We start from the raw sequence: 12,302 nt of genomic DNA on the forward strand, positions 1-12,302 counted from the left end.
TTGTCGGGTTGATTTTGATAAGTCCGGCATTTCCCTTTGTTATCCACCTCCTTAAGTTGATAGAGATCGGGATCAAAGACCATTCCCTTGGAGAGTAGAACCGGAAAGTGCTGATCGGGGAGGAACGTTTTTCCGCTGCTGTGAAAACCAGCCTCAATATCCACAATTGAAATAAAAGCAATAAATGTGCCAAAAAAGTGCTTTAAAAAAGGATTTTGTAAGATACAGATATATAAAAGAATATGTCTAATATATCAAATATTACACATGGACGATATTACAAAATATTGAATATATTCAATATTATGGATTCATTTTCTTGGATTGCAAGGGTTTGAAAAAAATTGTTGACTTCGAGGCGATCTCGGACTACTTATATATCAATATGAAATATTTAATATATTTCATAAATAATATCAATCCTGCATGGAGGATTTCATGAGTTTTTCCAAAAGGGTTTATCTTGTCCTGTGTCTTTTCCTTGTGTTGGGTTTGGTCGGAGCCGCGGCCCAGAGGTCCGCGCCGGCCAAGTCACAGAAGCTTGTGGAGAGCACCGATCCGGGGCTTCGTCTCAAATGGGCGGCCGCGCATGAACAGATGAAGGCCTCGACGCCCTTTGCAGATTTGGCCTGGCGCTACATCGGGCCCTACGATGTGGGCGGCCGCTGCACCGACGTCGAAGTCCCAATGGGCAGCAAGCAGGTCATGTACGTCGGGACGGCGACGGGCGGAGTCTGGAAAACGGAAAACTCCGGCGTCTCCTGGATCCCTCTCACCGATGAGCTGCCGACGCTCTCGACGGGGGATCTGGCCATATCGGAATCCCATCCCGATATCGTCTGGCTTGGAACCGGGGAAGCCAACCATTTTCGGGCCTCGATCGCCGGGATCGGCGTCTACAAGTCCGTGGATGCCGGCAGGACATGGACACGCATGGGGCTCGAGGCGACCCAGACCATCGGCCGGATCCGCATCCATCCCGAGAATCCCAATATCGTCTATATCGCAGCGACGGGCCACGAATGGACGTTTAACCCCGACCGCGGTGTTTACAAAACCATGGACGGGGGGAAGACGTGGGAGAAAGTGCTCTATATCAGTGAGAAGGTGGGGGCCATCGACCTGGTGATGGATCCCGCCAATCCCGACGTCCTCATCGCCTCTATGGTCAACAGGATCCGTCGGCGCTGGAGCGATCCGGTTCCGGGTCCCGGCGACGGCATCTTCAAGACGACCGACGGCGGCAAGACCTGGAAGCAGTTGACGAACGGTCTTCCCAATACGGATACGACAGGGCGGATCGGCCTCGATCTCTGCCGGACCCAGCCGAATGTCGTCTACGCCTTCATCGACAACCACACTCCGACACGGATGCCCGAACCCGGCGAGCTGGATTCTTACCGCCGTGTCCGGACCTATCCGGACATCGTCGGCGCCGAGGTCTACCGGTCCGACGACCAGGGCGAATCCTGGAGGAAGGTGAATCCGTCCGACAAGATGTTCGAGCGGTTCGGTGGAACCTACGGATGGGTCTTCGGACAGATCCGCGTCGATCCCAACAACGCCGACGTCGTCTATCTCATGGGTTTGGGACTCTGGCGTTCAAAAGACGGCGGCAAGACCTGGGAGCAACTGGGCCGGGAAGACAATGTTCACGGCGACCATCACGGCCTGTGGATCGATCCGTCGGATTCGAACTATCTGATCAACGCCAACGACGGCGGGACCTATGTCTCCTACGACGGCGGGAAGAGGTGGAGGAGCTTCCAGACCGGGATCCCGGCCGTTCAATTCTACCAGGTCGCTCTCGACATGAAACAGCCATTCACGGTCTACGGCTCGGTCCAGGACTTCGGGACCTACCGTGGGCTGGGCGTCGCGCCCATTGACCCGAAGGCTCCTCCCGCACGGCGCCGGGGCGGTCCCCAGGTTACCTGGGAGAGGGCGCCCGGCGGCGAGGGAACGCACATCGCCGTGGATCCCTCGGACCCGAATACCCAATATGCCTCCTCCTATTACGGGCGGGTGGAAAGGTCTGTCTACGACGAAGGGAACCGCGTCTGGACAAGCAAGGCCATCTATCCCCGGGCCGCCGAGGGTGAGTCCGAATACCGCGGCCAGTGGCTGGCCGCGACGATTCTCTCCCCGCACAACCCGCACGTCGTCTATCACGGTTTCCAGCATGTCTTCCGGTCCATGAACCGGGGGGAAACCTGGGAGAGAATCAGCCCTGAGCTGACGGCCTACGATCCGCAGAAGCAGGGCAAGCTGCCTTATGCCATCCCCTTCTCGACGATCACGGCCATTGCCGAATCCCCCTTCAAATTCGGCCTCCTTTACGCGGGAACCGACGACGGGCGCGTGCACGTGACGCAGAATGGCGGGGGGTCGTGGACGGAGATCACGGCCGGGCTTCCGTATTTCAAGCATGTTTGGACGATCGTTGCCTCACAGCACGATCCGTCGGTCGTCCACATTTCGCTCATCGGCCGTCACGACGACGACTTCGCGCCCTACATATACAGGTCCGCCGATTACGGAAAAACCTGGACGAACATCGCCGGAAACATTCCCGGCGGTCCGACAAACGTCATCCGTGAGGATCCCTGGAATAAGAACGTCCTCTACGTCGGAACGGACTATGGGGTCTATGTGACGAAGGACGGGGGCAAGACCTGGAACTGCCTGGGAAACAATCTGCCGAACGCCCCGGTCTGGGACATCCAGATCCACCCCCGCGACAACATGCTGGTCATCGCGACCAACGGACGCGGGATGTGGGTGATCGACGACCTGTCCTCCATCCAAAAGTAATCATCCAAGCGGTTTGAAGCCCCGGAGGGAGACACCCTCCGGGGCCGAAAGCCCCTTTTCCTTGAAACAATATCTTGGCCTGAAGACGCGGAAGAAGTGTGTCGATATGCTGCTCGATCGGGTCGGCCATGAAAGCGAAAACGCAATGCCCATCACGGTGCTCCGGGCTCTCATGACGGACTGGGAAACCTGCGGTGGACTTCATGCCCGACTGGAAATTTTATGGTCCCAATCCAGACGGTACGGGGACCGATATCCCCTCTCTCCGACAGGAACCCGAATCGCGGGAGTTTTGATAAAAGCGGTCCCGGAGTCAGTCGAGATGCCGCGGGAAATCCCGGATGCCGAGACGCCGGGCCAGGGCGAGGGCGATCTCCGTGTTGTCTCGGAAGCCCGAGATGGCCTCGGCTCCAGGTCCGAAGGCGGTGAGGGGCACGGTAGCGCCGGTGTGTCCCGTCGAGGCCCAGGCGACTTCGATTTCGCCGCCGTCCGGGGTTCCGTCCAGGATGACGAGACCGCCGGTTTCGTGATCCGAGGTGGCGATGACAAGCGTCCGCCGGTCTTTCGCGGCGAAATCCAGAGCCCGGCCGGCCGCTTCGTCGAAATCCAGGATCTCCTCAATCATGCGGTCCGGAATGTTGTCGTGGGCCTCCCAGTCGATCTGGCTGCCCTCGACCATGAGAAAGAAGCCGCGCCCGCGCCCCCGGAGTTTTTCGATGGCCAGCGAGGTCATATCGGCCAGGGAAATGTCCGAGGCCGTCATATCCATGGCGCCGTGGGCAAACAGGCCGAGGATTTTCCGGCTCTCGGCGGCGGCCGCCTCTTTCGGTGTCAGGCAGACGTCGTAACCGGCGGCCCGGGCTTCTTGGAGGAGATTGCGCCCGTCATCCCTCTTTCCACCGTCCGGCGTCTCGGGAAGGAAAAAGCGGCGGCCCCCGCCGAAGAGGAGGTTGACGCCCGCCGAGATAAAGTTCGCGGCGATTTCCGTTTCCATGTTTCTCGAAGGGACGTGGGCGGCGAAGGCGGCGGGCGTGGCGTGGGTGATCGATGAGGTTGCGACCAGGCCGGCCGCCATCCCGCGGTCCATGGCCGCCTTCATAATGGAAAGAACCTTCCGGCCGTCCGGTGTCATTCCGATCATGCCGTTGTTCGTTTTGAAACCCGAGGCCATGGCCGTCGCGGCAGCGGCCGAGTCGGTGATCAGATCATTCGCGGCCGTCGTCCGGACGAATCCAGCCACGGGCATCCTGTCCATATGAAGGCGTCCTTCCGCACCGCCTTTTCTCAGGCGGGCGGCCGAGACGGCGGCGACGCTCAGGCCGTCGCCGATGAGGAGAATGACGTTTTGGGTTCGGCCCTTGAGGCCGCCCGGGAGGCGGCCGTCCTCAGTTCTGGGTGCGCAGGCGGTCGAAACGAAAAGAGAGGCGGAGAGGAGAAGCGCGACTCCCGCGGTAAAAATGCGCCGTTTTCGGGCGGGCCTTTCATTCCGGCGGAACATGTGAGGCGACATGAGGAGAGACAATACCACCCGCCCCACCTTCCGTCAAGCCTGCCGGAACTGTGCGTCATAACGCCGATATTGCTTCTCTTTCCTATCCGGCGTTATGACCCTTCGGGCGTGCCGATCTCACCATTCCGACTGCGTTGCACCTTTTTCCCCCGGCAAGGAGGCTTCCGCGGGGCGCAGGGGGGATCCCGGAGCAAGCCGTCGGAGGGTCGAGCGGGCACGGGTCCGAAGCCGAAGGCTGAGGAGAGCGAGACCCGGAGCCGGAGTGGACGGGACTCGCCGGGGCCCGGACACGTCTTGCGAAGGGATTCACCCGAGCCCGAAAAGCGGAAGCCGACGCAGCCTCTACGCCTTCACAAGCTGCAGGGAGATCCCGGTGAGATTCGAATCAGACGATAACGCTCTCGTCTTCGTCGGAGCCGACGCCGACGTTATAAGCCCCGGCCAGGGCGGCCTTGATCGCCTGGAGGTCGAGTCCGAGTTCGTCCCTGACGCTTTTATAGGCGGCTACGGTCTGCTCGATGTCCTCGTCCGTGTGGGATGCGGTCGGAATCATCCGGAAGAGCACGATGTCGCGCGGCACTACGGGATAGGCGACGGCGGTGATGAAAATCCCCCGCTTGCGCATTTTGCGGATGATCGACAGAGCGATCTGAAGGTCCTTCATGTGGAGGATGACCGGGGTGACGGGCGAGGGAACCTCGGCGACCGTGTAACCGAGGTCCCGGATTCCGGCCTTGAGCTTCCTGTTCACTTCCCACATCCTGGCCCTGCGGTCGTTGCCGTCGGCGATGAAGTCGATGACCCGGCTGAGGACCTCGACATAGATCATCGGCAGGCTTTTCGCGAAAACCTGGGTGCGGGCGTTGAATCGGATCCAATCGCAGACCTCGCGGGTCGAACCGGCCACGCCGCCGATCGCGGCGAAGGCCTTGGCGAAGGTGCCCAGGTTGATATCGATCTTGTCCATGCAGTCATGGAGTTCCCCCGATCCCCGGCCGTTGGGTCCGACGACGCCGAAGCCGTGGGCGTCGTCGACGAACAGCCGGGCCTCGTACTTGTCCTTGAGGAAGCAGATGTCGGCCAGGGGGGCGATGTCTCCGGTCATGCCGAAGACGCCCTCGGTCACAACGAGAACGCCGCCCTTGCGGTCCCGATTGATCCTCTTGAGATGGGCCTCGAGGCTGTTCGGATCGTTATGCTTGAAGACGCGGAATTTCGCCCGGGACAGGTACATGGCGTCGACCATGGAGGCGTGGGCCAGTTTATCGATGATAATGGTGTCCTTGGGCTCGCAGAGGGATTGAATCGTGCCCAGGACGCCCAGGTAGCCGTAGTTGAAGAGGATGGCGTCTTCCTTGCCCATGAACCGGGCGAACTTGGCCTCGAGGTCGAGATGCTTCTGGGTGTTCCCGGTCATCATGCGGGCGCCCATGGGCGCTCCGGGCCCGTAGGTTCGGGCGGCCTCGGCGGCGATCGATTTCAGCTCCTCGTTCTCGGCCAGGCCGAGATAGTTGTTGATCGACCACTGAATGACTTTTTTCCCCTGGTAGAGCATTTCCCGGCCGGGGACGGGATCGAGGATGGGGCGGGTGAAGAAGAAGTCGTTGCGGGCCCGGAACGGTCCGAAATAACCGCCGTCGGTTTTGCACTTGTCAAAAATATCCACAATAGGTCTCCTTGTTCGGATCCCTCAACAGAGATGTTATCTTACTTGCCGCCGCGATTTTGTCAATTCATCCGTTGCTTGGAATCTTGTTTTTCATGAAAAATAGAATGCGTCCGTTTTCCAGGGGGACTCGATCCAGAACCTCAAAAAAACGGCCGAAGCCGGTTTGAAAGGTGTTTTGATCATAGGGAAGATGTCCGCCATTGCGGTTCTGGAGAAGTTTTTGGACCATGCCGTCGTCCGGGGGAACAAATTCCACCACCGCATGCCGGCCGAGTTCGGCAAACCAGGCGGCAATCATGGAGAGCGGCACATAGGATGACAACACCAGGTGATGAACGAGGGCCAAAGCCAGAACAAGATCCGCCGGGCCGCGATCCGTCAAGCTCAATCGTTCCCTGCCTTTCCAGCCGAGGCCGGGGGAAGGATTCGCGAGATCCATGGTGAGCGGGAGAATGGATCGATCCCTGTGCTTGCCCGGGAGGTTCTGCCTGTAGACGTGCTCGGTGCAGGCGGGATCTCCGTCGATGCTGACAACGAAAGCGCCCGATGCGGCGGATATCAAGGAGTGCTCTCCCGTATTGGCTCCCAGATCCCATACGGTGGCGGGTCCGGCCCGGCCGACAACATCCCGGATGAAGCGGGTTTTGGTCGAGATGTCTTTCTCGGAATAGGTTCTCAAATTCAGGTATTGATCCCAGATCCTGGAGCGCGGCTTCCATCGCAAACCTTCGACGGTCCGCCTGAGCGAACGGGTCAGTCCGATCAGACCCAAATCGCTGACTTGCGGCTTTTTCCGTGTCCTGTTCCGATTCAGATTGTCTCTGCGGTCGGCCGTCACTTGGGCGCGGGCGTGGAGTTTGAGATGCATGAAGAGCCGGGGATTGAAAAAACGCCGGAACGGCAGCATCGTCACGGCCAGATCCAAAGGATAGCCGTCGATGTGATTGCGCCACAAGCCCAGCGTGCGGATATCCCGATATGCGGCCATAGCCAGGGGCGCCAGGAAATGGGAACAGAACTGGCCATAGGCGATCCAGGGGCTTCCCGCCGGGCGGTGTCCAATGGACAAGGTGTCGATCAAACGCAGTCCCGAACCGTCGTATTGGACATTGAAGGCGCTGGCGTCGCGCAACCAGAAACCCAGGGGCAGGATTTTTTCCATGATGTCCAGATGCAGCAAGGCGGCATCTTTCAACATGGAAAAGGCCCATTCCCAGGGATAGCTGACCATCGGGAGTCGCGGGTATTTCAACAAATGAATGGTGTGGGCAGGCATCCGGTCGTCCGGCCGTGTTTCCTGGTGGGGGATCAACAGTCCGGCATCCTGAAGCAGGGCATGGACTCCGGCATCCCGGGCGGCTTCAAAATCCGAAGCGCCCGGACGAAAAACGCTTCGATACACGTCGCCGTCCCTGATGAAGACTCGTCCGGCCGGGTCCCGGAATGAAGAGAACTCAGTCCCCATGGGGCGATGGATTGTTATTGTGCTCGGATCCGGGTTTGAAGAGTCGCTTCAAAAACGTCTTGACGCGCTTCCGGAAAATTCCCAGGGACACACTGACGGCCACGACCATCCCGATGATCGCCTGCACAATCATGCTTCCGGTTCCGGGATCGAGATAGGCGTAAACCGGGTTGCTTGCGAATAACATGACGGACAAACCCAACACGACCGTCAACAGCGGCGAATTTTTCATGATGTCTCCTTTATTTTCTTGCCCGCGACAACCCCATCTCAAGAAGAACGTTGGGATGTCTTCATTTGGCCGGTTGAACAATTTCCATTTCGCATAGCTCGATTCCGAACACACGGGCGTCGATAGACTCCATATGGTCGGCAAGAGATGTCGCCCGGGGAAGTTGAAAAACGAATTCCAGGATTTCTACGCCGTCAACAAGATCGGACGGGATCAAAGCCCTGTAACGGCCCTCCTTCACGACGACCCATTCCTCAAGGAGTGTTCCGTTGACGCTTAACAGGACAATCTGACTGTCCAAGACCCCTTCAGCAAGAAACGGAGTGAATGAAAATCTGGCTTCGAGCGGGCCGTGGACCTTCTCGGCAAACGGCACACGCAACACGGCCTGATGTCCCTTTGACCATACGGCATTTGACTGAGGCTCGTACCATCCGTCGACGAGCCAATTCAAAAAGTTGGATTTATCAAAAAACGGAATCTTTTGGCCGAGATGATAAAGAGGCGGATCGACGATCACCATCGTGGTGATTCCAATTCCAAGTTTGCGTTCATCATTGTTGAGGTTGAAATCGGCGGGAGCAGCGGCATCGGGCAGGTTCAATCTGATTTCCAACAACTCGGAAGCCGATGCGATGTCGGATGGGATGAAAACGCTGTGCCAATTTCTCTGGTTTGCCCGCCATTCCCCAAGGTCGTGGTCGTTGACCTTAATGCCGACACGCTGTTCGATCAAACGGCCATCCGCCAGAAATGGTCGAAACAGGAACCGAACATCCAGGGCCCCAAGAGTCCTTCCGGTCAAAGGCACGCGGATTATTGCAAAATCCGCATTCGACCATGTTCCCCAAAATTCCGGTTGGCTCCAACCTTCGCTCAGCCAATCCGTTTCTTGGAATCCTTGGATAAAATGAATCTCTCTCCCTAAGTCGTAAAATATGGAATCCGGATCTTCATCCCTCTGAGCTTTTCTCCGTGAAGGAGGGCGAAAGACATTCCCGGAGGCGGCCCATGAACTGGGAATCCAACTGTGTCCGCGAATAAAATATTCGGTCATGTCCGGCAGGTATTGCGTGTTCCATTCTTTGAAAGTGAAGTAAAGGTATCGCCGGGTGCGGTCTTCCTTTTCACCGATATTCAGAATATTCCGTCCCCCATAATCCCTTTTCAATGCGACGCTTTCTGCAATGGTGGAAGCGATGTCTCCGAGAGAAACAGGGGCATGGGAAATCGTCAGCTCCCCCGATGCACCGAACGGCTTGATCAATACCAGGGGCAATCCCGACTGCATATGCCTCGGAGGAATCCGGGATTCGCTACTTTCCTTGGCTTGGAGCGCTTCCGAAAGCAAGGTTTGGTCGATATCGATAAGATATTCCCCTCCGCCGTGATCTGATAAAACAAGAAACATCGTTTGATCATAAATGCCGCTCCGCCGAAAAACCTCGAGAAACCGCTTGACGATTTCCAGCCCGGCTTTGGAATGACGAAAAAATCCGTTTCGCCCGGATGGGAGTCGCTCCATCTCCAGATATTCATTCAACATGAAGGGTTCGTGAGGGATCATGAAGTGATAAAGTTTGAATGAAGGATTGGATAATTCTGCTGATGAAAACGCTTCGGCTTCTTTGATGAAGCGAATGGCTGGATGGGGATGATCCATGATTTCGAATCCCTGATTGTTTGAGTCCGTGTCGGGATCCATCTCGGCAAACCATCTGTTGAATCGCCACCGGTAATCATTGAGCCAGAATTTTTTCAGGACATGGGGGCTGCTTCGGAAGAGTGCGATATCGATCAATCGGCCCGCCTCTCTTGCCGTGTTCGCGCGACCCTTGAGGGGTATCATATTCGAAGCGACCCGTTTCGAGAAATACAGAGATCGCTCGACATCCGGAAAAAGGTCCACTCTCCAGCCAAGATCGATGAGTTCGTTTGTTACCGACCTGGATTTGAAGGCATCGGCCAGGAAGTCTTGGATGGCTTTGTTGTTTTCATACCATTGGCCCGTCAGCATGGCCGGAATGGCCGCATAGGTTTTTGAATAGGCCGACAGGCTGTTTGGGTAGTATGTGAAGCCATCAAAATCCGTCCGATAGCCGGGATGATCACGAAGAATTTCCATCATGATATCCGCCTGGAACGCATCAAGAATGATCAGCACCACATTTTTCTCTTTGGAAAACAAGTATTTATGGGATTCATCGAGCCGATATCTGTGGAAGGAAGGCGGTTCTTCCAGGCCCCATATGTCCATGCCGAACGTGGCGGTCTGCATGAGGATCAGAATCACGGCGAATTGCCGTGCATGCAAATGGATGCGCTTGGCAAAAAAGATCGCCAGAGCGATAACCAGAACCCAAACGAATGAATCCACTGCGGCTTGGATCGTGTATTCACTTGATACGATGGGGCGACCGTCCAAAACGCTGTAATCCCAGACCATAAGACGGCCTTGAATCCAGAACAAGAGTGATAAAGCCACGAAAAAAGATAACAGGTATACATAAACGGTTTTGGGGGCGATCATTAAAAGTATGACGCCCGCCGTCCATGCGACAAGACAGAAAAGGATCAAAGGTTTCAGCATTTCCAAGATGGACATGCCGAATTCCATTACGTTGGTGGAATAGATCGTGAACGATGTGAAAATGACGGGAGTCAACACCACCGAAGCAATAACCAGGGTTGCCGCGTATCCGCGATCACGGACTCTATCCAACAAATCATCTTTCATCCACTTTCAAGCCATCTCAATAAACGAATATCCGGTGTCTGACTGGATTAGTTCAGCTAACAAACATCTTATCCTTTTGGAAGATTTTGTCAACGAAAGGAAAACTTGGCTTCAAAACGATGAAGAGGGTTGATCCATCGACTATGGTGTGATAAATGTTTTGTTGTCAATAATAAGCCGAATTCCATTGACAGGAGTTGAGCATGGTTCAATCCACAAGGTTACGTTTTGCCGGCATGTCAACGGCACTCCTGGCCTGCTTGGTTCTGCTGGGTGCATGCGGGAGCAAAGGTGAAGATCGGACCGGAGTCAGGGTGCCGGGATCGGACCGCAGCCCGGATGCCGCCCCGATCATGACGCAGGCCGCCGAAGGAACATCCGAACCCGAAGCGATCTCTCTCTTGGGGGATAAGCTCTATGCCGCCCCGCCGTCGGCCGCTGCGCTCACCGCCTACGAAAAGGCCCGCGAGGCCTTCGATCGCGAACCGACCGAAGAGAACACCATCTGGCTGGGCCGGAGAGCCGCCTATCTCGGCCGGTACCGGGAGGCCGTCCGCATCTTCAGCGGCGGCCTCGAACGTTTTCCCGAATCCTACCGGCTTCTCCGTCACCGCGGCCACCGCCATATGACCCTGAGGCGGTTCGACGATGCCGTTGCCGACTTCCGGCGGGCCGCCGAACTCGCCGCCTCGCGGCCGCGGGAAACCGAACCCGACGGCACTCCCAACAGGCTCGGTGTTTTGTTGTCCAACACCCATTTCAACATCTGGTATCACCTGGGCCTCGCCCATTATCTCCAGGGCCGGTTCGAAGACGCGGAATCGGCCTACCGCGAATGCCTGAAGTGGAGCGACAACGACGATCTTCTCGCCGCGACATCGGACTGGCTCTATATGACCCTCCGGCGCCTGGGCAAAACGGCCGAGGCGGAGGCCGTTCTGGAGCGGATCACGCCCGAAATGAACATCATCGAAAACGGCTCCTATCACAACCGGCTTCTGATGTACAAAGGGCTCAAGTCTCCCGAGGACCTGCTTGCGCCCTCCGGCGCCGGGACGGATGCGGACGAAGCTTCCCTGAACCTGGCGACACAGGGATACGGCGTCGGGAACTGGTATTTGTATAACGGCGACATCGAGCGGGCCGCGGAGATTTTCCGCAACATTCTGAAAGCCGGAAACTGGGCCGCCTTCGGCGCGATCGCCGCCGAGGCCGACCTGGCGCGCCTGTAACACGGTGGGCGCTGCGTTTCCGCGGCTCGTTCCTCTATAGACCGCGGGGCGATCTCTCGCGATTCGGCCTGTCGGCGGAGTTTGGACATCCGCCGGATGAAGTGCGGCGTTATTCCCCTTCGAATTCGACGAGGCGAAACGTCTTGTATCCCGCGTCCATGAGCTTCCTGTTTCCGCCGAGATCGACCAGGTCGATGATGAAGGCGCACTCGACGACCTCGCCGCCGAGCTTCTCGATGAGGTGGCATCCGGCCAGAGCCGTGCCGCCCGTTGCGATCAGATCGTCGACGAGCAGGATCCTCTGGCCCTTTCCGACGGCGTCCCTGTGAATTTCGATCCGGTCCCGCCCGTATTCGAGTTCGTACTCCTCCGAGACGGTCTCGGCCGGAAGCTTGCCGGGCTTGCGGATGGGGAGAAAGCCGACCTTGAGCCTGTGGGCCAGAGCGGCCCCGACGATAAATCCCCGGCTTTCGATTCCGGCCACGGCGCCGATGCCGCGGTCCTTGTAGCGGTCGAAGAGAAGATCGACCGTCGTCTTGAAGCCCTCGGGGTCCTTTAAAAGCGTTGTGATATCCCGGAACATGATTCCGGGCTTCGGCCAGTTCGGAACGGTCCGGATTTTTGAGGCGAGATGGTTCGACAT

General features: G+C 57.3%; 8 protein-coding genes. 2 read left to right on the forward strand and 6 right to left on the reverse strand.

The window, feature by feature from the left end:
* Window positions 1-438: 438 nt before the first annotated feature.
* Window positions 439-2,814 (forward strand): hypothetical protein, encoded by a 2,376-nt coding sequence (locus SCM96_06945; GenBank protein MDW7760356.1) that lies wholly within the window; start codon window positions 439-441, stop codon window positions 2,812-2,814.
* Window positions 2,815-3,127: 313 nt separating this feature from the next.
* Here the strand turns inward: SCM96_06945 and SCM96_06950 are convergent, their stop codons facing one another.
* The 5 genes from SCM96_06950 to SCM96_06970 form a co-directional block, all read right to left on the reverse strand.
* Window positions 3,128-4,342 carry an alkaline phosphatase gene (locus SCM96_06950; protein MDW7760357.1) on the reverse strand — a complete coding sequence of 405 codons (1,215 nt, stop codon included), beginning with the start codon at window positions 4,340-4,342 and terminating at the stop codon, window positions 3,128-3,130.
* A gap of 367 nt (window positions 4,343-4,709) precedes the next feature.
* A complete protein-coding gene (locus SCM96_06955; protein ID MDW7760358.1) occupies window positions 4,710-5,990 on the reverse strand; it encodes a pyridoxal phosphate-dependent aminotransferase family protein in 1,281 nt (426 codons plus the stop codon).
* 67 nt (window positions 5,991-6,057) lie between these two features.
* Window positions 6,058-7,395, reverse strand: coding sequence for an SAM-dependent methyltransferase (locus SCM96_06960; GenBank protein ID MDW7760359.1), 1,338 nt, complete (start codon window positions 7,393-7,395; stop codon window positions 6,058-6,060).
* 52 nt (window positions 7,396-7,447) lie between these two features.
* A complete protein-coding gene (locus SCM96_06965; protein MDW7760360.1) occupies window positions 7,448-7,690 on the reverse strand; it encodes a hypothetical protein in 243 nt (80 codons plus the stop codon).
* A gap of 61 nt (window positions 7,691-7,751) precedes the next feature.
* A complete protein-coding gene (locus SCM96_06970; GenBank protein ID MDW7760361.1) occupies window positions 7,752-10,427 on the reverse strand; it encodes a sulfatase-like hydrolase/transferase in 2,676 nt (891 codons plus the stop codon).
* 203 nt (window positions 10,428-10,630) lie between these two features.
* On the opposite strand from SCM96_06970, the gene SCM96_06975 reads away from it, so the two are divergent.
* Window positions 10,631-11,659: a tetratricopeptide repeat protein gene (locus SCM96_06975; protein ID MDW7760362.1), complete on the forward strand. Its 1,029-nt coding sequence runs from the start codon at window positions 10,631-10,633 to the stop codon at window positions 11,657-11,659.
* Window positions 11,660-11,768: 109 nt separating this feature from the next.
* Here the strand turns inward: SCM96_06975 and SCM96_06980 are convergent, their stop codons facing one another.
* Window positions 11,769-12,302 (reverse strand): adenine phosphoribosyltransferase, encoded by a 534-nt coding sequence (locus tag SCM96_06980; GenBank protein MDW7760363.1) that lies wholly within the window; start codon window positions 12,300-12,302, stop codon window positions 11,769-11,771.

This window comes from Acidobacteriota bacterium (assembly GCA_033549365.1).
Classification (GTDB): Bacteria; Acidobacteriota; Aminicenantia; order Aminicenantales; family Saccharicenantaceae; genus JAWSUF01.